Source organism: Tundrisphaera lichenicola, assembly GCF_051175385.1.
Lineage (GTDB): Bacteria > Planctomycetota > Planctomycetia > Isosphaerales > Isosphaeraceae > Tundrisphaera > Tundrisphaera lichenicola.
Genome location: NZ_CP195106.1, coordinates 3,115,713 through 3,135,470, shown reverse-complemented (window position 1 = coordinate 3,135,470; position 19,758 = coordinate 3,115,713). Strand labels below are relative to the sequence as shown.

Genomic DNA, 19,758 nt, shown 5'->3' with positions numbered 1-19,758 from the left:
TCCATCAATCCGAAGTCACACCCCCTGGTGAGGGCTTCCTGACCGACGATCACCCGCCAACCCATCGCCGGAGCGACTGGATCGCTCGCCGTCGGTCTCCCGAGAGGATCCGGTCGCGGATCGCCGCGATCCTCCGGGCTTGAATCGGTCGGAATGGGACGCCCGATCCCGGCAGCGGGGCCTCGGGGACCAATCGGGCGGCGATCGCCCCGACCAGGTCGTCGATACCGTCCCCTCGCTCGGCCGAGACGGTCCGGGCCCCCAGGCTTGCCGGGTCCCAGGCGGCCGGGAGGTCGGACTTGTTGGCGACCACCAACGCTCCGGGATGACCGGCGATCACGGCGCGGTCCATCTCGATTAACGGCTGGGAGCGGTCGAGGACCACCAGGACGAGGTCGGCCTCCCCCTGGCGAGCCCGGGCCAGGGCAACCCCCCGGGCCTCGATCGGGTCGTCCGACTCGCGGAGGCCCGCCGTGTCGGCCAGCTCGACCGGCCATCCTCCGAAGGCGGCCGGGACCGTCACCACGTCGCGAGTGGTTCCCGGCGTCGGGTCGACGATCGCCCGCTCGTAACCCGCCAGCGCATTCAGGAGCCGGCTCTTGCCCACGTTCGGGCGGCCCGCCAGGACCACCCGCCACCCCACGACCAGCCTTACCCCGACTCGGGCCCGGTCGAGCAAGCTTTCCAGGATCGCGATCGCCTCGGTTGGCTCCGACTCGATGACGCGTCGGAGTTCCTCGTCGAGAGCCCCCTCGGCCTGGTCGAGCAGGATCTCGGCCCCCCGGAGCGTTGGGGCCTTGGCGAGCGCGAGCGTGGCCTCGGCGCGGAGGCTCGACCCGGCCGAGTGCCGGGCCCAGGCGCGATCCGATCGGAGCTTCGCCCCGCCCACCGTCAGGGCTTCGACCACCAAGGCCACCGCGGCAGGCCCGCCGTGGCACTGGACCTCGACCTCGGGCGGGTGGCCCTCGATCACGACCGCGACCACCTCGTCTCCCAGCCCCGAGCCGATCCGACCGACCCGGAGTCGGCACGGTCGCGAGCTCGCCAGCCCCTTCCCTCGGATGGGACGGAACGCCGAGTCGGCCACCCTCAAGGCCCCCTCGCCCCAGACCCGGATCACCGCGATTGCTCCTCGGCCCGGGGCCGTGAGCACGCAGGCCGAAGGACTCGGGATTGGGGACTCGCCGTCGATCCCTGGTTTTTCCGTAGGGCAGGGCTCGCCCTGCCGGGTCACGGATCTTGGCAGGGCGAGCCCTGCCCTACGGTGTCATCGGATTCATGCGCGAGCCCTTGGAGGACAAGATCGGGCACGACTTCGGCCCCCGGCCAATCGACCCATCGGGAGAAGGTCGGGGCGTCGCCGCCGGTCCAGACCAGCCAGGGGGTCGGCTCCAGCCCTTCGGACTGCCGAGTCAGCAGTTCGCGGATCGCGCCGACGACCCCCCAGAAGACGCCCGCCTCCAGCGCAGGAACGGTCGACCGGCCGAACGGCCCAGGCGCTTCGCGAGGCGAGACCTCGGGCAACTGCGCGGTCAGGAGGTGGAGGGCCTTCGCCATCGGTCCTAGCCCCGGGGCGATCGCCCCCCCTTGCCAGACACCTTCGCTCGAAATCCGTTCGACCGTGATCGCCGTCCCGCACGAGACTACCAGCCCCGGCCCTCGGCCCGCCTTCAGGCCCAGGGCCCCGACCACCGCCAGGGCCCGGTCGGCCCCCGCCGTCCGGGGATGCTCCAGGTCATGACGGACCGCGACCTCGGCCGCCGACCGGTGCCAGCGGATCTCGGTCACTCCGCGATCCGCCAGAAACCGAGCCAGCCGATCCGCCAGCGGAGGGTTGACCGATGAGATCGACCAGGCGGCTTGATCCTGGTCGAGCTTCCAGTCATCCCACGCCGAATCCCAGGCGATGAGGTCATCCGTCGGCAAGGCCACTGTTGGCCCAAGTCCATATTTTAGCCCAACCTGTCCCCACTTGAGCCGCGAATTGCCCAGGTCGGCGACAATCCGAGACATTGTAACTTACTTCCTCAGAACCAAAAAATGTTGGGAAAATCATCAGTTACTGAATTGAGACCCACATTTTTGAGAATTGTGCAGTGTAATCGTCGTCACCTGGGGGAGCGATATCATTCTCGTTGGGAGGATCGGTAGGTTGCCATGAATACCCAGCGAGTAAGTATGCGTACTTGCGATAAACCCAATGTAAGAATTCAATCGCTTTGTCGAGATCTTGAACCTGGGGCAGTTCTAGAGGATCTGTTTTTGCGTCTGTGTGAGCAACATGTTTGTCTGTTAAATATTTGATTTTTATTGTATGTGATCCTAGGTCTTTCATGTCTTTGATGATCGCGTCTTGCAGGAGTTTGCCCTCTCGCACTTCTATAGGCCAAGTCGCGAAATCTCGAAAGAGTTCCGGACCCAAAGAAGGCAATTCTTTCGAAATTTCATCTAACAGGCGATACATCGAAATGACAGAATTGCCTTTATCAACAAATCGTCGAATTGCTAGCGTGATGTTTGCAATATAGCAGCGAGCTATCCACTTTGTTATCTCGGCGCCTTCATATTGTCCTTCGAAGCGTAGTAGGCTATCATTGAGAGCCTTAAAAATGCGACGATCAATAATCATGTATTGAATTTGCCATAGCAGCTCGTTGTCGATCCAACGCTGCCACTGATCGATCAACTCTCGCTTCTCGGGACCGCTCACGATAACCTCCGACGCACGAAGGCTCATAGCGTGTTCTTCAGTCAGTCGTCCGAATCGGCCACGGCCGGGACCGGCTCGGGCTCGGGCCTGGGACGGACCGGCTTGGTGGCGGTCGTTTCTTCGGGGGCGGGAAGCTGGTCGATCAGGTCGGCCAGTCGATGGACCAGCGCGGGAATTCCCTTGCCGGTGACGGCCGAGATCGGCAGGATCTCGCGGCAAAGCTCGGCCGAGATCCGCTCGCGGGCTTCCTCGGAACCGGTCAGGTCGAGCTTGGTCACCACCAGGACTTCGGGCCGGGCGGCCAGGGCCGGGCTGTATTTCTCCAGCTCATTGCGGATCGCCCGGTAGTTGGCCACGGGGTCCGACCCGTCGATCGGGACGGCGTCCACCAGGTGGACCAGCAGGCGGGTCCGCTCGACGTGGCGGAGGAACTCGTGCCCCAGTCCGTGCCCTTCGTGGGCCCCCTCGATCAGCCCGGGGATGTCGGCCACGACGAAGGTGCGATCCCCCTCGTAGACCGTCCCGAGGTTGGGATACTTGGTCGTGAAGGGGTAATCGGCGATCTCGGGATGGGCCCGAGAGATTCTCGACAGGAGGGTCGACTTGCCGGCGTTGGGCAGCCCCACCAGGCCGACGTCGGCGATCACCTTGAGTTCCAGGGTGATCCAGCGCTCCTCGCCCTTCTCGCCGGCCTCGGCCTGGCGAGGGGCCCGGTTCGTGCTGGTCTTGAAGAACTTGTTGCCGTGCCCGCCCCGGCCCCCCTTGGCCACGGCCACCCAGTCGCCCACCTTCTTGAGGTCGCGGAGGAGGTGGCCCCGGTCTCGGTCGCGGATGATCGTGCCGGCGGGCACGTCGATGGTCAGGTCCTCGGCCCCCCGGCCGTGGCAATCCGAACCCTGGCCATGCTCGCCGCGCTCGGCCTTCCAGTGCCGCTGCGAGGAGAGGTGCGAGAGGTTCGTGACCCCTTGCGCGGCGCGGAGGATGATCGATCCGCCCGCTCCGCCGTCGCCCCCGCTGGGGCCGCCGCGCGGGACGTATTTCTCACGACGGAAGGCCAGGCAGCCATTGCCGCCGTCGCCGCCCTTCACGTTGATGGTCACCCGATCGACGAACATTGCGCTCCGTCCCGGGCGGCCCGGTCAGGGTCCGCCCTGGTCTGATTGGAATTCAAGCCTGGACGGGCTCGGCCACTTCCGCCCCGACTTCGAGCGGGACGACGTTGATCCGCCGGCCGTTCTGGTCGAACTTCACGGTCCCCTCGATCAGCGAGAAGATCGTCCAGTCGCGGCCGATCCCCACGCCCTTGCCGGGGTGCCACTTGGTGCCGGTCTGTCGGCAGATGATGCTGCCCGGCTTGGCATACTGCCCGCCGAACAGCTTGATGCCGCGCATCTTGGGATTCGAGTCGCGCCCGTTGCGGCTTGAACCTTGACCCTTCTTGTGAGCCATCGCCGATCCCTTATCTGATGTCTGCCGGTGTCCTTGCCCGAGGCGCAACGGCTCGGTCGCCGCCGCACCGGGAAACCATCACTGTATCCGCTACGACCGGTCGCCTGCAAGGGCAACCGAAGGCGAAGAATTCGCCGGGTGTGACCAGGGATTCTTGGGTTTCACGCCGCCCGGTTCCAGAATAGGTCCCACTGATCGGTCTGACGGCAGCAGATCAGGGCGGCCATGGCTCGGGCGTTCTTGTGCCGCCAGCGGGCCCCGCGAGCTTTCAGCCTCAGACCCAGGGTCTTCGCCGCACCCTCCACCACCCCGCTTCCGATCGCATCGCCGGACGCCAGGCGGCCCGCGTAGTCGAGCCGCGTCAGGTGGCCCAGGAAGTAGTTCAGCAGTCGCTCCAGGGCCCCCCGCCTCTTCGGTGTGTCCTCGCGTTCCAGTTCCTCGCCGATCAGCCGGCAAACTCCCGTCCAACCTTCCCTCAGCAGTAACTCACGGCCGTGCTCGTGGAACGTGGTCGCCTCGGCTGTCCCTTCGCCAAAGAGCCGCTTGCCGGCGAGGGCGATGTGCTGGCTGGCGTGGTAGATATCCAGGGTCTGGCGGCACCCGGTCAGGGCCCGGCCGGCCGCCTTCCAGATCCATGACGCCCCGTCCCCCAGCACGTGCAGCCGGGCCATCGCCGGCAGGCCCAGCCGCTTCAGCCGCGCGTGCCAGGACCGGCGGAATCGCCGGGATGCCGAGATGTCGGCCCACATCACTCGGGCGGTAGCCTTGGGCAAGACGCGCGACTCCCACTGCTGGGGGGTCGCCGGTTTGGCCGTCGGTCGCTTCTGGGCCACGGCGATCTTCAGGTCGCGCCAGCCCTTCTCACGGGTGTTGACCTTGCCGGCGTCAACGGCGAACTCCCAGCCACCTCCGGCCTTTCCGAAGCCCTCGGCCGAGGCGGTCTCGGTGCCCTGCCAACGCGCGATCCGGCTGGCCTGACGTTCGCAATAGACCCGCAGGGTCTCGGCCGCCGGCGAGACGCCGAGCAGCTCGAGCAGGTTCTCGCGGGCCCGCTCGAAGGACAGGTCGGCGGCACTACGGCAGGCCTTGCGTTGCAATCGAGGGCTGAGGCCGCCGTCGAGCCCGAGGACGGTATCGGCGTGATAGCCTCCCGGCACGCAAGGGCATCGCGAGCCCCACCAGTGCCGCCTCAAGGTGATCGCCCCCAGGCAGGTGAAGACCTCGCGCGTGGCGGTCCCGCGATTCTCGCGAACCTGTCCACAGGAACAGATCCTCAGGGGAGCCCCTTTTTCTCGGCGTGCTCGAGCCGAGCCCGGACGGCGCGTTGGAGGAGCCGACGCTGGTGCTCGCGACCCTGTTCGATGACGGCCTCCTCGCAGACGTCGAGGACCGAGCCATCGGGGGTGGTGGCGGCGAGATCCTTCATCTCGCCGACGAAGCCGGCGTAGCCGCGAATCAGATCCTCGTCCTCGGCCTCGATCTCCAGGGTGATCACCTTCCGTGTCATGGCGGAACTCCGGGTGTCGGGTTCAAGAAGTCCACCCAATTTGCCAGGACGGACGATTCACCACCAGAGAACTTGGTTACACCCAATTCGCCGCCCGGCCCCTTGAATGCCCCCGAGGGAAGCTCGACAATCGGCTTCGAGGGTGGTTTCCCCGGATTCCCGGGTTTCGACCTTGAGGGGTCTCCGATGCTGTCGTCCCCAGCGCTTCGCGTCCCGATCATCACGGTCGCCGTCCTGCTCGCGTCGGCGAGTGCGGCCCGGGCGGGGATGCCCTCGATCAGCCTGACCGACCTGACCAAGCCCCGGCTCGACGCGATCTCGTTCTTCCTGGTCGTGTTCCTGGTCTGTACCCTTCTGATTCGCGCGATCTGGAACGGGCTCCGGGCCGATTTCCCGCGATGGCCCCGACTCTCGTTCGGGCGAGCCTCGATGCTGGTCGGGATCTGGGGCCTGGTCTTCCTCCTGGTCCTCACCATGATCTCCGGGGCCCGCGAGTTGATGACGCCGGGAGCCTGGAAGAAGCAAGGGCTGACCTACAAGCTGGCCGACGCCGAGCCCCCGCCGACCCATCCCGACCAGCCCCGACGCCTGGCCCTCGACCGACTCCGCGCCGCACTCTGGCGATACGCCGAGGGTCACGACGGGAGATTCCCCGAGGAATCGAAGGCGGCCGAGATCCCGGAAGAGATCTGGCAAGTGCCCGACCCCTCGGGACTCCGCTATCTCTATATCCCGGGCCAGTCCGTCGACGTCGGTTCATCGCCCCTGGCCTACGAACCCGGCCTCTACGGCCCCGATCGGCTGGTCCTGTTCGTGAACGGTGCGGTCAAGCGGCTCTCGATCGACGAGATCCGGCGGCTCCTGCCGGGAGGAGGCCGATGAGCCGGACGTTCCTCTTGATCCTCGGCGTGATTGGCCTTTTCGTCCTGGTCCCCTTGGGGCTGGCCTTCCCGTCCGAGACCCTGTATTCGCTGGCCTTCGGCTGGATCTACTTCCTCGGGAGGGTCGTCCCGGGGGTGACGGTGGATCGGGGAGGGCTGGCGATCGGCGCGACCTGCCTGGTCCTGGTCGCGTTGCTGGCCCACTCCTTCTTCGGCTGGCTCTACCGCCAGGTCCGAGGGCCGGAAGGGGCCGGGTGGCGGGTTCGGTGGACCGCGTCGATGGTGGGGACGGTCGTCCTGATGTTCGCGGCCGGGATCGCCGCGACGGGGATCGTTCATCAGGCGGGTTGGCTCCTGACCTCGACGGAGCCCTGGATCGGCTCATCGTGGATCGTCGGCTATCGGGTCGAGTCGACGAATAACTTGAAGCAGATCGGGCTGGCGCTGTTCAACTACGAGTCCACCTATGGGGCTTATCCCCCGGCGGCGACCCTCGATGACGAGGGGCGATTGCTCCACGGCTGGCAGGCCCGGGTGCTCCCGTTCCTGGATCAAGAGCCCTTGTACAACCAGATCAACTTCGCGGTCCCCTGGGACGACCCTCGGAATCAGGCCGCCTTCAAGACGCCGGCCCGGGTCTACCTCAATCCTCGGATCAAGTTGATTCCCGGGGCCTCCGGTCTGGCCCCGAGCCACTACGCGGGCAATGCCTTGGTCCTCGGTGGCGACACCGCCCGGACGATCAAAAGCATCCCCGACGGGACCTCGAACACGTTCCTGGCGGGCGAGGTCGCCGACCAGTTCAAGCCCTGGGGCTACCCGGCCAACTGGCGAGACCCCGCCCGGGGGATCAACAAGACCCCCGAGGGGTTCGGAAGTCCCTTCCCCGGAGGGGCGAACTTCCTGATGGCCGACGGGTCGGTCCGATTCATCCGCGATAACATCGAAGCCAAGGTCTTCCGGGCCATGTCCACGCCCGACGGGGGTGAAGTGATCGGCGTCGAGGAATATTGAGGGGACCGATCCCAACGGAGCAAGCTCCGACCGTGGAAAGCGTGAGCAAGCTCTCGCACTCCAAAGCCTCCGGCGGCTCTCGATGCGGCGAAGCCGCCCTGGAGTGCGGGAGCTTGCTCCGGGAGGGTCTGGCGACCAAGACCCGGACCTTTCGACCGGAGATGCATCCACACGCTCAGGGCTTCGCTCCTGCGGGAGTCTGGGCGTCGAGCTTCTGGATGAGCAAGTCGAGCTTCTCCTCCAGGCTCTGGAGGCGTTGTTCGATCGTGGGGGTTGCTGTTGGGACGGTCGTCCCCATCGAGGCCATCATCCCGCCCATCATCCCGGGGCCTCCAGCCGCCGGCAGGGCCGGGTAGGTCACGATGGGTGCCGGCGTGGCCGGCGGTAGGGCTCCCGCCTTGCCGGGCTGGGTGGGAAAGGAGATGACCTCGCCCCCGGATCGGGTGATCATCTGGACGAGGAGATGCTGGTCCCCCGGTGGCACATAGAGGGCCGCGCCGTCGGCCATCCCGACCAGGCACCAGAACGGATCGGCCTCGTCGATCGCGGGAAGGGGCTGGCCCGGCTGGACGATCAGCTCGCCCGGTCGGGTCCAGACGATGGGCTCGCGAGCCGAGGCGATCAGCACCGTGTTCGAGGTCCCGTCGGTCACTTCATTGAAACCGATGCCACGCGTCCCTTCAAACATTGCCCCTGGGCCCATGAATCCACGGAATCGGGTCTGTGTCTCCGGGGCCGGAGAATCGGGCGTCTCGAAGACGGCCGGCATCCGGGCGATCAGGGTCTTGTTGTGGGGGCTGTCCCAGGGCTCATTCAAATGGAACTGGTTGTAAAGGGTCCCCTCGTCGAGGTAGGGCAGCAGGGCGACACGCCAGCTCAGCTTGGGCTGGCCGTCGGGGCCATGGATCGACGCGGGCGGTAGGTGGCCGTTGGAGTCGTTGTAGTTGTGGAAGGCCAGCAGGATCTGCCTGATGTGCTGGCTCGAAACCTCTCGCGGATTGTCGTGGTCGGGGGTCAGGCGGCCGGCAGGTCGGGCCTCGGCGGCCCCGGCTTGCTGGGCCTGGACCGGGAGATTCGACCAGGTGGCGGTGCCCAGGCCGGTCAGGGCGATCCCGCCCAGGAGCATCGTGGTCATCGCGGTCGTTTTCGAGATCATGGCGGGTGCGACTCCTCTCGTGAGGGCGACGAGACCCGGCGCGAGGCTTGCCGGAGATCCGGCGATCGCGCCCAGGGTCGCCCGGGTCAGGGCGGCGGAAACGGGTGACGTGAAGATTGAGGATGCGGCGGCGAGGGCGACTGCGGGGGCGACCCCCCGGCCGATCAGGCGGGTCCGGAGGGCATCTCGCCCACGGGCCAGCCGACTCTTGACCGTCCCGACCGGGCAGCCAAGCTGGAGCGACGCCTCCTCGGCCGTCGCCCCTTCCAGGAGGCAGAGCACCAGCACGTCGCGGAGCTTGGCCGAGACCCGGGCCAGCTCGGCGTCGAGGATCGGCCGGACGTCGATCAGGTCGGTGTTCCCTCCGTCCCGCGAGTGGAGGCCCTCGGGCGGGACGGTCTGCTGATGGCGGTGGCGGGCTTCTCGGGCCCGGGCCTTGGTCGCCACGCGGCTGGCCACCCCGTAGAGCCAGGGCCCCAGGCGGTCGGCATCGTGGAGCCGGCCGGCCTTCCGGACCAGGACCAGGAATGTGGCCTGGAAGGCGTCGTCCGCGTCATGGGGGCTGCTCAGCAGGCGTCGGCAGACCCCACGGACCATCGGCCCATGCCGCGCGACCAGCGCCTCGAAGGCGGATTCGTCCCCCGTCGCGAGGAAACGCTCCAGCAAGGCCCGGTCCCCCGAAGGGGGCGCACCCTGTTGGAAAAGGAAATTCAAGTCCCGGCCCAGTTGCGATTTGAACCCCGCCCTCATCGTCAACCCCTCCCGGCCCTCGGTTCGCCCTCACCGGTATACTGCCGTCCGGACCCGATCGGGGTCCATCTTCCCCGAAAGAATTCGCGGTCAGGGGCCGGGAAAGTGTGCGGAACCCCTCGACATCGTCGCGATCTTATCGAGGAATGGCATCGCTCGAAGCCACCCTACGCATTCAGAAGGTCTGTATGGCAAACCATCTTCGATTGCAAAACAAACCCATCCTCGACCGACGATCCGAGGGGAAGTCTCTCGATCCAGGATCGATTGGTCCATCCAGGTCGCTTGTTTTGCCCAAATTAATGGAGGCCGGGTTCGTTTGGTCGCCGATCGCCCGATCGAAGCCATTCCCGGCGTCGGAACGAAGCCATTGCCTGACGCGGAGCGGACCCACTTTTCCGCCCGATCGAAGCCATTCATCCTGGGGCAGCGGGTGCGGATCGGAAAGCGGTTGGCGAGACGTCACCGACCTGGGAGAATCGAGGCCACCTCTCCGTCACCAACCGCCCGTCTCGAACCTGCCGGAAGATCTGAGATGATGATGACGAAGAAGACGCGGATCGGATTGACCTCGGTGATCCTCGGGCTGGCGGCCCTGGTGCCTTCCGCCATCGCGGAGGACTCGCTGGAGTCTCGGCTGACCCCCTTGATCCAGGCCCACAAGGGGAAGGTGGCGGTATCCGTCAAGAACCTGGAGACGGGCGAGTCGTTCGCCTATCACGCCGACGAGCCGATGCCCACGGCCAGCCTGATCAAGTTCCCGATCATGGTCGAGGCGTACCGACAGTCGGCCGAGAAGAAGGTCGACCTCGGCCAGATGGTCACGCTCAAGGAGGAGGACAAGGTGCCGGGCTCGGGCATCCTGACGTATCACTTCTCCGACGGGGCGACCTTCCCGCTCCTGGACGCGGTCCACCTGATGATCGTCTATTCCGACAACACCGCCACGAATCTGGTCCTCGACCGGATCGGGATCGGATCGACCGCCGAGACGATGGAGAAGATGGGCTACCCCAACACCAAGGCCCACTCCAAGGTCTACAAGCGCGAGACCTCGGTCTTCCCCGAGCGGAGCAAGGTCTTCGGCCTAGGCAGCACCACCGCCGATGAGATGGTCCGGCTGGCCGAGGCCCTCTACAAGAAGGAACTGGTCAGCACCGAGGCCAGCGAGGCGATGCTCAAGCACATGGAAGCCTGCGACGACAAGGATAAGTTCCCCAGGTTCCTCCCGCCCGGCACGAAAGTCGCGTTCAAGACCGGCAGCGTGGACGCGGCCAGGACGGCCGCCGGGATCATCACCACCCCCGGCGGGCCGGTCGCCGTCTGCGTCCTAACCGACGGGAATGAGGACAAGCGATGGGTGGCCGACAACGCGGGCAACCGCCTCTGCGCCGACATCGCCCGGGCGGTCTTCGACCACTTCCAGGCCAAGGGAGAGCCGAAGTCGAAAGACGAAGCTCCGGATAAGTCCTGATGCTCGAATCGTCCCCGTGCTTCACGAGTGTACTCCTTTCGAGGGTGATCCGATGGGCTTTTTGAACGCGTTGCGGAGGTCGCTGGGCGGCGGGGCGACCCCGGAGCCGACCTCTCGCGAGGTCGAGGCCCGGTTCCTGGGAGTCGACCCCGACACCCTACCGATCGCCGACGGGGTGCCGTTCGATTCGGGCGAGTACGACCGGGTGCAATGGACCAAGAAGGTCAAGCGGGTCCTGGGCGAGTTGCCCGGCTCGGAGGCCGAGTGGCCCGATGTCGCGGCCGAGGCGAAGGCGATGGGATTCGACCCCGAATGGGTCAAGCAGTCCTGCCTGGACGAGTTCACGCTCCTGGTCCGGCGGGCGGTCTCGGATCGGGTCGTCACCGAGGCCGAGCATCGGAAGCTCGACCTGGCCCGCGACCTGATCGGCATCCCCGACGCCGAGGCCGTGGCGATCCTCGAATCCATCGTCGCCGATGCCGAGTCGTTCTTCGGCGGGACGGTCGAGGGGGCCTGATCGGATCGTCGGAGGGCCCGTTCGGCGGAGATGGTCAAACCGGGCCGATTTCGGTAATCTGAGGTGCATTGATCCAGGACGCTTCGCGCCCGACCGGGCCGGGGCGTCGTCCTATGCGCAAGGAGACTCCGTTGCATCGCACCGAGGACGTCCTGTCCACGCTCGGCATGGTCCGCCAGCACAAGCTCGACGTCCGGACCGTCACGATGGGCATCGATCTGCAGAGCTGCGCCTCGCCCGACCTGAAGACCCTCTGCTCCCGGATCCGCGAGCGCCTGATCAAGTACGCCGGGCGGCTCCGCGCCGTCTGCCGCGAGGTCGAGGGCCGATACGGCATCCCGATCGTCAACCGGCGGATCGCGGTCAGCCCGATCGCCTCGGTGGCCGCGGCGCACACGGCCGAGGGGTATCTCGCCGTCGCCTCGACGCTCGACGCGGTGGCCGCCGAGGTCGAGGTCGACCTCGTGGGCGGCTTCACGGCGCTGGTCCAGAAGGGTTGGACCGAGGGGGATCGACGCCTGATCGAGACCCTGCCCGTGGTCCTCTCGACGACCAAGCGGGTCTGCGGCTCGGTCAACGTGGGGACGACCGCCGCCGGGATCAACATGGACGCGATTGCCGCCTTGGGGCACGTCCTGAAGGACGCCGCCGAGCGGACCCGCGACCATGACGGATTCGGATGTGCCAAGCTGGTGATCTTCGCCAACGCTCCGGCCGACAACCCCTTCATGGCCGGGGCATTCCACGGGGCCGGCGAGCCCGATTGCGTGATCAACATCGGGGTCAGCGGCCCCGGCGTGGTCAAGGCGGCCGTCGAGGACCTGGTCGCGCACTCCCCCACCAACCCGACTCTGGGGGACATCGCCGAGGTCATCAAGAGCACCGCGTTCCGGGTGACCCGGGTCGGCGAGCTGATCGGCCGAGAGGTCGCCTCCCGGCTGGGCGTGGCCTTCGGGATCGTCGACCTCTCGCTCGCCCCCACGCCCCAGGTGGGGGACAGCGTGGGCGAGATCCTCCAGGCGATGGGCGTCTCCCGGCTGGGCGGGCCCGGCTCGACCGCCGCGCTGGCCTTGCTCAACGACGCGGTGAAGAAGGGCGGGTCGTTCGCCAGCTCCTCCGTCGGCGGGCTCTCCGGCGCGTTCGTCGCGGTCAGCGAGGATTCGGCCCTGGCCCGCGCGGTCGAGTCCGGAGACCTGACCCTGGCCAAGCTGGAGGCGATGACCTCGGTCTGCTCGGTCGGCCTGGACATGATTGCCGTCCCCGGCGATACCGACGCCGAGACCCTGGCCGCCCTGATTGCCGACGAGGTGGCCATCGGCGTGATCAACCACAAGACCACCGCCGTCCGGGTGATCCCCGTCCCCGGCAAGGCCGCCGGAGAGCTCGCCGTCTTCGGGGGCCTCTTCGGAGAGATGATCATCCTGCCGATCCACGCCGCCGGAGGCTCGGCCGACTTCGTCCGGCACGGCGGGCGGATCCCGGCCCCGTTGTCGAGCTTGCGGAATTGAGGGACGAGGCATACGATCAGGATATGGCGAACCGAAGACATCCCAAACGGCGAGATCGAGCTCGGAACGGCATTGGCGTGGAGCAGCCGTCCGAGCGCGACACTTCGCGCAAACTTCCCGTGATTTTTAATCCCAATTACATGGTCGCGCGTTCTTGCCTGATCGAAGGGACCGATATTAGAGGGACTCGGCCAGGAAATTGGCCGATCACCGCGGCACGCGTGAGGTACGGGTGGGGAAATGTGAGTGTGGGAGACTGGCCCTTCTCCAATGAGGCTCATTGGTATCAAGACGAACCCGAGGGCTTGGATGAAAAAGCGAAATTGTATCGAGCAAAGTATTATCGACGAATTTGTGGGCTGGACGAGTGCAGGCATGCTCTGAAAGCGAGAAGGCCAGTTGAAGTCTCATTCGCTGTTACCGAAGCATGGTTCAACGCGGAGAGGGGTGAGATTCCGGAATTCAACTCCGAGGCCGACATCGTCGGTACTCATCACGTCGCACTTGTTGGGTACTCCGACGACCGGCGACGGTTGAAGTTCGTTAATTCTTGGGGACCGGAATGGGGTGATCGAGGAATTGGCACAATCTCTTGCGATTATTATGAGAAGTGGTCGCGCGAGGCATGGTTGATCGACGCGGGCTTGGACTCGAGGCAGATAGTGAAAGACGCTCTCGGCAAAGTCCACGCTCGATCGGCATCCCCTGACGGCCCTCTGGAACTGATGTGGGCGATCCCTGATGAGTTGAATCCATCGACGCCTATTCATTGCCGCGAGATTTTCGATTACGAGCATGACGAACGGATCGGGTGGGCGTTCGCGACGACGAGCGGAGGATTTCTTGAAATTGAAGATTTTTTCGTGCGCCCAGCCTACCGCCGCCAGGGATATGCGACTCGGATTGCCCGAATGCTCTCAGACTTCTCTCTGAGCCTTGGGTTACCGATGAAGCTCTTGGTGACTTTTGCCGATGCAGGGCCGGAGAATCACGCGGCGATTCATGGATTGCTACGATTGTTAAGGCTTACGCTTCGCGAATCGAATCGACAAGACCTTGCATATGTTGCATTGTCTGGCGCATCGTCTCGAACGCTCGAATCGATCACGATTCCCGAAAAGCCAACCCTATACCGTGGTTCCCCTCTCGAACGATTTGATGATCCTGAAGTGGAGCTATCCTCTCGCCTTGAGGCGGAGCGGATCACCCCCAGTAACGAACAATTGAGAGCGTTGATCGGCAAGTTTGAACCACCATCCGATATGTTCGCTCATGAAGAAATGCCATTCTGATGCCGGAAACTCCGGCACCTCGTCTGGCCCGATATGGCGATATTGTTCTGGTGGCCGATTTTCTGGATCCTCAAGGGCGAAACCCCAAAGATCGCCCTTGTGTGATCGTGACCGACCCCAACTCGCCACCTCCCGAGGGGACGCAATTCGTTGTCGCGATTTCGACCATCGTTCCCGATCCTACGCCCTCAGATTATGTTCCGTTGCCGTGGCAGCTTCCGCGTCATCCGGTGACCGGCCTGAACAAGCGAAATGCGGCGATCTGTCCATGGATCGCCGAGGTGGAGAATGAGCGAATCATACGGCAACTGGGAGTCGTGCCAGGTCGACGCTCGCTGCGATTGCCGAGGTGTTGGCCCGACTGGCCAAGGGTAATACGTAGACTCAGCTTTATTCCACCACCATCTCCCCGTTCATCACCATCCAGTGCCCGGGGAAGGTACAGAGGAACGGGTAGCGGCCGGGCTGGTCGGGGGCCTTGAAGTAGATCACCGACTGGTCCTGGGGGTTGGTGACGTCCGTGTAGGCCAGGATGTCCTCGGTCCGGGGGATGTAGCTCCGGGCGGCGGCGTCGGGCTCGGCGATGATCTTGTTGGCGAGGTCCCCGACCTTGCCGAGCGTCCCCGGCCGGATCAAGGCCCAGTTGTGCGGGACCACGTCGGGATTGGAGAAGCGGATCTTGATCGATTCCCCGGCGCGGACCTTGAGCAATCGGGGCGAGAACGACAGGTTCTTGCCGGCCTCGATCTGGATGGTGCGAGCCTCGGGGATCGGGGCCGCCCAGGGGTTGGGGGCGAGCTTGATCGAGAGGGCGACCATGTCGGCCAGGATCGGGTGGGCGGCGATGGTCTTCGAGGTCGGCTCGTAGCCGGGGTAGCCGGTGAAGGGGGTGGCCAGCCGGTGGACGGTCGCGAAGACGTCGATCGGCTTGCCTCCGTCGGGGCGGAGGTGGAGCTGGAGCTGATTCACGGGCTGCAGGTCGGGCAGCTCCAGGAACAGGCTCCGGCCGTCGGACAGGACGTGCGCGGATCGGATCGCGAGCGGGTCGTGGCCGGCGATCCCCGGATGGCTCGGCGATAGCTCGCGCGAGCCATAAGCCGGGCTATACCGATAGTTCCAGGCCTGGACGAAGTGCGAGCCCGGCTTCTCGGCGATCTCGCGATCGACCGGGTTGGAGAAGGTGACGACCACCCCGTTCTCGTGGGCGTGGAGGGCCATCGGAAGCTGGGCGGGCTCGCCGGTGTAGCGGACCCTCTGGAAGCAGCCGTCGAGCGGGGTGTAGGTCCCCCAGCCGGCCATCCCGGAGACGTAAAGCTGGCCATCCTTGGGGTTCATCCGGGCGCGGTGGACCCCCGCGAGGAAGTCGCCGGGCAGGGGGACGACCGCCCCCTGCGGCTGGCCGTCGACCGAGTCGCGGAGGACCAGGAAGAATGACCCGGCCCCGAACGATGTGTGAATCCAGTGCCCGCCGAGCGGTCCGAACCGGTCGCTGTCGGCGAAGACCTGGCCCCCGCTGGAGTTGTCCAGCCCTCGGGGGAGGTAGACCAGGGGTAAGGCGGGTGGCTGGTCGTCCTTGGGTCCGGGATAGCCGTAGTGCTCGCCGGGCTTGATCTCGGCGATCATCGAGGCCGGGACCCACGTCCCTTCGGAGCTGGGGACGGTGATCGTGCCGTCTGGCCCGAGGCCGATCCCGTCGGGGTTCCGGAAGCCGGTGGCCAGGGTCTCGACGGTCTTACCGTCGCTCGAGATCCGGAGCACGCCCTGGGGGCCGGAGGCGGTGTAGAATCTCCCCTCGGTATCTCGCTGGAGGCCGCAAATGAAGTCGTGACCGGCGGTGGACGTGAGGTAGGCGTTGCTGACGACCTCGTGGAAATCGGCCTCGCCGTTGCCGTCGAGGTCGCGGAGCCTGGTGATCTGGTCGCGGCCCAGGACGTGGGGAACGCCGTCGACAACGACCAGCCCGAGCGCCTGGTGGAGTCCCGAGGCGTATCGACGCCACTTCACGTGATCGAGCTTGTCATCGAGCCCGGTGACGTGCCAGACGTCCCCCTGCATCGTGCAGAGCATCGCCGACCCGTCGGGCAGGAAGTCGTGGTCGCCGAAGAACATCATCGCGTTCCACGGATTCGCGAAGGGAGGCTCGATGGTGTCGATCGCGTACGGCCCGGCCGTCCCGAGCTTCCCCTTCGTCTCGATCACCTGGGGCCACTGCGTGGGACCGCCCTCGATCATGGACCTCAGCGGATGATCCTTCGCCGGGCCGACGATCCGGACGAACTGGCCGTCCTCGACCCAGGGGGAGTCGAGCATCTCCTCGCCGTTGATCGCATAAGCGAAGATGACCCGCTTGCCGTGCCGGTAGAACCCGCGATAGGTGAAGGGGGCGGATGGCTTCTCACCCGCCGGGCGGGGCAGGGGGGTGCCCTTCAGGATCAGGCCGTCCATGAACCCGTGGCGAACGGGGCCGAACTTGACGAATCCGCCGGACCAGAGCGCGTCATAGGTCAGCGTCTCGGGATTGAAGCAGACCGCCAGTTCGCCCTGGTCGCCGATCCGGACGCAGACCCCCTTGGGCACGGTGACGTCGGCCCCCCGGAAGACGCCCGAGAGCAGGCTCCCCAGGTCGACCGAGTTCCACCGGCTGTCGGCCCAGACGTCCTCGTTCTGGTTCCCCCAGTGCCCCTTGACCCCGCCGTCGAGTCCGGGGAAGGGGGGGAGGAGTGTCGGGACCTCGGCGAGCTTGCCGAAGTGCTCGGCCTCCTTGGCATAGTAGTCATAAAGGCGTTCGCGGTTGACCGGATGCGTCCAGCCGGGCGTCCGGTACGGGTCGAGGGGGGCTCGTTCAAAGGTGAACTCGGCCGGAGTGTGGGTCATCCGGAGCAAGGAGTCGGGGACTGTCGAGCCCGGCTTGCCCAGGTCGATCAGGAACCGGACCAGGTCCCGGCGCTCGATCGGGGTCATCGCCCCAGCGAGCCCTTCGGGCATCAAGGTCCCGACCACCTGAACGGCCTCGACCTGATCCTTCGGGAGCCGCGAGACCTCGTTCGTGGTCGGGTCGCGGAGGACCAGCTCCCGGTCCGACTCCATCTGTCGGTATCCCTGGAGGACCCGCCCGTCGTGGGTCGCCACCGAGACCGACTCATACCCCTCCTTGATCTTGAGCCTGGGCCAGAGGACCGACTCGACGACCTCCTCGGGCTTGATGCAGGCCCCGGCGCCCGAGAGATCAGGGCCGACCTCGCCCCCTCGACCGGCCACCTTGTGGCAGGTCAGGCAGGCGAATCTGGTCGAGGCGAAGACCTCGGCCCCGCGTCGAGGGTCGCCCTGGGTCCGGGCCTCGGCCAGCAAGGCGGCGATGGTCGAAGGGTCGCCGGGAGCGGCCTCGGCCTTCGAAGCGGGAGGGGCGGGGACGGGAGTCCGGGGCGTGGGCTTCGGGCCGGCGGGCTTGCCATCAAGCTGCTGGAGGAGCCAGTCGAGGCCGTCCAGGTTGTCCCGGAGCCGTTCCTCGGCGTCGTCCTGGGTGTGGCCCAGGATGCCGATCGGCCCCCGGTAGCCGGAGTCGCGGATGGTTCTGAGCAGCGCCAGGTCGAGGGATCCCTGCCCCAGCGGCAGGATCTTCCTGGCCCCGGGGTCGGCCCCCGGGTCCATCCCGTTCAGGTTCACAGCCTTCAGATAAGGCATGGTTAACTTGAGGATCGCCGGGACCCGGTCGAGGTGCGGGTGCCCGTGGTGGAGGTTGTAGACGATCCCGACGTTCTCGACCCCCTGTTTCTTGAGGAGTTCGATGATGGCCACCTGATTCTCCGGCTCGCCGAACCAACCCCCGTGGTTGTACAGGGCCAGGGTGCAACCGACCATCGCCGCCTCCTCGGCCAGCGGCTTGAGTTTGCTCGCCGCCGCCTCGACCCGCCTCGCTTGCTCGGCCCCTTCCGCCCGATCCTGGCCGAAGTCCAGGAGGACCCAGAGGCACGACTTGACCTCATGACGCCTGAGCACATCCAGGATCAGGCGAGACGTGTCGTTCAACTCCCCCGGGGCCAGCCAGAAGGCGTCGAGCGAGACCCCATGCCGCTTGAGGGCCTCGACCTCGGCATCGAAGGTCGGGATGTGCTCCCCTCGCCAGTCGTAGGCGAAGTGGCGGAACCCCAGCTCCTGGAGCATCGCCGCCCGTTCCTCGGGAGTCCGGTGCTTCGAGTCGAAAGGCACGATGCACCAGGCGATCAGGTTCTCGCGGTCGAAGAGTCGGCTCGCGTCCGGGACCTGACCCCAGGTTCTGGCCGAGGCCAGACTGAGGATCAGGCCGATCGAGATCATCCACCTGGCGGATCGGAGCATGGTCTTGCCTCGCTGCTGGCCGGCTTCGGGGTCGTCGTGGTATGCACTGGCCTGGGGACTGTATTATCGAGGTTCCGGCGGCTGTGTCCACCGGCCATCGGGCCAGGCCCGATTGTCCTCGGCGCCCGATGGTTCTGGACCTCCCCCGGAGGTGGGCTCGAGATGGGTCGATTCCGCTGCTCACTGCTCGACCTTGTCCTCCTGGTGGCCGCCGTCGGGGTCGGCCTCCAGACCTGGAGGGAATACGGGGGCCGATTTGCCGAGGAGCTGGTCTACGCGACGTTCCTCGGCCTGCTCGCGATCACGAGCCTCGGCGTGATCGTCCGGAAGCCGCTACGGAGGCCCATCTTCGTCGGTTTCGCCGCATATGCCTGGATCTATCTGATCCTGGGATTACTGATCGCGGACGTCGAGGATCTTCAGGTCAGTTCCTGGATCGGGATGGGATACGGTGCGATGGTGGGGGTGGTCGTCCGCTGGATCACTCCCGGTGGCCCGTTTGGTCCGCCCCATGAAGCGAAGCGGGATGAGATCGTCGAGCATCGGCCGATCGGATGATGCGGGTAGGGTGGTCCGCCTGCCGAAGCCTGTCCGGTCAGTCCCCCACCGCAGCCGTCGGGGTGAGGGGACTTCGCGCCGTCGATCAAGCCTCGGCGGGATCGGGGGCCGAGGCCGGGACGAGTCCTTCGATCTTCTCGAAGACCTCGGGCGGGAGGTGGGGCTTGATCAGTTCGAGGGCCTTGGGGAGGAAGGCATGGATCTGGGCCATGCTCAGGCCCGACGCGGTGAGCAGGCTGAGGAGCTTCGAGGAGTCGCCCGCACTCCCGCCGAGGACCTTGCTGGCCAGGCCGGTGATGGTCCCGAGGAGGCCGCCGCCGGATGGCGGATTTTCCTCGACCGATGTGGCCAGCTCGTCCGAGCCCGGCAGTGCCGTCGATAACTGGTTGGCCACGTTCTCGGGCAGGCGGCCTTTCACGAATCCCAGGATGGCCCCGAGGGCGGTCCGGGCGGTCTCGATGCTGATTCCGGTGTGGGCGGCCAGGGCCTTGAGGATCTCGTCCATTGATGGTCATCCTTCCGGGTGATGGGTCAGATGTGACGTCCGAGCGCGGTCTGCGGGCGATCCCGCATCGTTGCTGTGGCTCGACGGCGATCACTCACCCCG

Annotated in this window: 17 protein-coding genes; 7 read left to right on the top strand and 10 right to left on the bottom strand. The window is 66.1% G+C overall.

What is annotated here, in order from left to right:
- Window positions 1-49: 49 nt before the first annotated feature.
- The 7 genes from P12x_RS12385 to P12x_RS12355 form a co-directional block, all read right to left on the bottom strand.
- Window positions 50-1,153, bottom strand: coding sequence for a GTPase (locus P12x_RS12385; RefSeq protein WP_435011177.1), 1,104 nt, complete (start codon window positions 1,151-1,153; stop codon window positions 50-52).
- A gap of 77 nt (window positions 1,154-1,230) precedes the next feature.
- Entirely contained in the window at window positions 1,231-2,013 is a 783-nt protein-coding gene (locus tag P12x_RS12380; protein ID WP_435011176.1) for a type III pantothenate kinase, read from the bottom strand.
- Window positions 2,014-2,059: 46 nt separating this feature from the next.
- Window positions 2,060-2,710 carry a hypothetical protein gene (locus P12x_RS12375; RefSeq protein WP_435011175.1) on the bottom strand — a complete coding sequence of 217 codons (651 nt, stop codon included), beginning with the start codon at window positions 2,708-2,710 and terminating at the stop codon, window positions 2,060-2,062.
- A 41-nt stretch (window positions 2,711-2,751) separates the two neighbouring features.
- Window positions 2,752-3,825 carry a GTPase ObgE gene (obgE, locus tag P12x_RS12370; protein WP_435011174.1) on the bottom strand — a complete coding sequence of 358 codons (1,074 nt, stop codon included), beginning with the start codon at window positions 3,823-3,825 and terminating at the stop codon, window positions 2,752-2,754.
- 52 nt (window positions 3,826-3,877) lie between these two features.
- Entirely contained in the window at window positions 3,878-4,159 is a 282-nt protein-coding gene (gene rpmA, locus P12x_RS12365; protein ID WP_435011173.1) for a 50S ribosomal protein L27, read from the bottom strand.
- A gap of 161 nt (window positions 4,160-4,320) precedes the next feature.
- Window positions 4,321-5,316, bottom strand: a complete 996-nt coding sequence (locus P12x_RS12360; RefSeq protein ID WP_435006121.1) for a hypothetical protein — start codon at window positions 5,314-5,316, stop codon at window positions 4,321-4,323.
- Between the two features lie 116 nt (window positions 5,317-5,432).
- The gene (locus P12x_RS12355; protein WP_435006120.1) at window positions 5,433-5,666 is read right to left on the bottom strand and encodes a hypothetical protein; all 234 of its coding nucleotides are present in this window, start codon (window positions 5,664-5,666) and stop codon (window positions 5,433-5,435) included.
- Between the two features lie 186 nt (window positions 5,667-5,852).
- Here P12x_RS12355 and P12x_RS12350 point away from each other — a divergent pair, with 186 nt between their 5' ends.
- Both P12x_RS12350 and P12x_RS12345 read left to right on the top strand, forming a co-directional pair.
- Window positions 5,853-6,548 (top strand): hypothetical protein, encoded by a 696-nt coding sequence (locus tag P12x_RS12350; protein ID WP_435011172.1) that lies wholly within the window; start codon window positions 5,853-5,855, stop codon window positions 6,546-6,548.
- On the top strand, window positions 6,545-7,561 hold the full coding sequence (locus tag P12x_RS12345) for a DUF1559 domain-containing protein (protein ID WP_435011171.1): 1,017 nt from the start codon (window positions 6,545-6,547) through the stop codon (window positions 7,559-7,561). The genes P12x_RS12350 and P12x_RS12345 overlap by 4 nt, the downstream gene beginning before the upstream one ends.
- A gap of 175 nt (window positions 7,562-7,736) precedes the next feature.
- Here the strand turns inward: P12x_RS12345 and P12x_RS12340 are convergent, their stop codons facing one another.
- A complete protein-coding gene (locus P12x_RS12340; protein WP_435011170.1) occupies window positions 7,737-9,467 on the bottom strand; it encodes a sigma-70 family RNA polymerase sigma factor in 1,731 nt (576 codons plus the stop codon).
- Window positions 9,468-10,002: 535 nt separating this feature from the next.
- On the opposite strand from P12x_RS12340, the gene P12x_RS12335 reads away from it, so the two are divergent.
- From P12x_RS12335 to P12x_RS12320, 4 genes are all read left to right on the top strand, one after another.
- A complete protein-coding gene (locus tag P12x_RS12335) occupies window positions 10,003-10,941 on the top strand; it encodes a serine hydrolase (RefSeq protein ID WP_435011169.1) in 939 nt (312 codons plus the stop codon).
- A 52-nt stretch (window positions 10,942-10,993) separates the two neighbouring features.
- On the top strand, window positions 10,994-11,458 hold the full coding sequence (locus P12x_RS12330; RefSeq protein ID WP_435011168.1) for a hypothetical protein: 465 nt from the start codon (window positions 10,994-10,996) through the stop codon (window positions 11,456-11,458).
- Between the two features lie 131 nt (window positions 11,459-11,589).
- Window positions 11,590-12,966 carry a PFL family protein gene (locus P12x_RS12325; protein WP_435011167.1) on the top strand — a complete coding sequence of 459 codons (1,377 nt, stop codon included), beginning with the start codon at window positions 11,590-11,592 and terminating at the stop codon, window positions 12,964-12,966.
- 77 nt (window positions 12,967-13,043) lie between these two features.
- On the top strand, window positions 13,044-14,258 hold the full coding sequence (locus P12x_RS12320; RefSeq protein WP_435011166.1) for a GNAT family N-acetyltransferase: 1,215 nt from the start codon (window positions 13,044-13,046) through the stop codon (window positions 14,256-14,258).
- Between the two features lie 390 nt (window positions 14,259-14,648).
- On the opposite strand, the gene P12x_RS12315 is transcribed toward P12x_RS12320, so the two are convergent.
- A complete protein-coding gene (locus P12x_RS12315; protein WP_435011165.1) occupies window positions 14,649-18,593 on the bottom strand; it encodes a DUF6797 domain-containing protein in 3,945 nt (1,314 codons plus the stop codon).
- A 162-nt stretch (window positions 18,594-18,755) separates the two neighbouring features.
- Here P12x_RS12315 and P12x_RS12310 point away from each other — a divergent pair, with 162 nt between their 5' ends.
- Window positions 18,756-19,151, top strand: coding sequence for a hypothetical protein (locus P12x_RS12310; RefSeq protein ID WP_435011164.1), 396 nt, complete (start codon window positions 18,756-18,758; stop codon window positions 19,149-19,151).
- Between the two features lie 85 nt (window positions 19,152-19,236).
- On the opposite strand, the gene P12x_RS12305 is transcribed toward P12x_RS12310, so the two are convergent.
- Entirely contained in the window at window positions 19,237-19,656 is a 420-nt protein-coding gene (locus P12x_RS12305; protein WP_435011163.1) for a DUF2780 domain-containing protein, read from the bottom strand.
- Between the last annotated feature and the right edge of the window lie 102 nt (window positions 19,657-19,758).

Coding starts and splice junctions, on each gene's coding strand:
- P12x_RS12335 (WP_435011169.1), top strand. CDS start 10,003: ATGATGATGACGAAGAAGACGCGGATCGGATTGACCTCGGTGATCCTC.
- obgE (WP_435011174.1), bottom strand. CDS start 3,825: ATGTTCGTCGATCGGGTGACCATCAACGTGAAGGGCGGCGACGGCGGC.
- rpmA (WP_435011173.1), bottom strand. CDS start 4,159: ATGGCTCACAAGAAGGGTCAAGGTTCAAGCCGCAACGGGCGCGACTCG.
- P12x_RS12380 (WP_435011176.1), bottom strand. CDS start 2,013: ATGTCTCGGATTGTCGCCGACCTGGGCAATTCGCGGCTCAAGTGGGGA.
- P12x_RS12345 (WP_435011171.1), top strand. CDS start 6,545: ATGAGCCGGACGTTCCTCTTGATCCTCGGCGTGATTGGCCTTTTCGTC.
- P12x_RS12315 (WP_435011165.1), bottom strand. CDS start 18,593: ATGCTCCGATCCGCCAGGTGGATGATCTCGATCGGCCTGATCCTCAGT.
- P12x_RS12305 (WP_435011163.1), bottom strand. CDS start 19,656: ATGGACGAGATCCTCAAGGCCCTGGCCGCCCACACCGGAATCAGCATC.
- P12x_RS12355 (WP_435006120.1), bottom strand. CDS start 5,666: ATGACACGGAAGGTGATCACCCTGGAGATCGAGGCCGAGGACGAGGAT.
- P12x_RS12310 (WP_435011164.1), top strand. CDS start 18,756: ATGGGTCGATTCCGCTGCTCACTGCTCGACCTTGTCCTCCTGGTGGCC.
- P12x_RS12340 (WP_435011170.1), bottom strand. CDS start 9,467: ATGAGGGCGGGGTTCAAATCGCAACTGGGCCGGGACTTGAATTTCCTT.
- P12x_RS12350 (WP_435011172.1), top strand. CDS start 5,853: ATGCTGTCGTCCCCAGCGCTTCGCGTCCCGATCATCACGGTCGCCGTC.
- P12x_RS12330 (WP_435011168.1), top strand. CDS start 10,994: ATGGGCTTTTTGAACGCGTTGCGGAGGTCGCTGGGCGGCGGGGCGACC.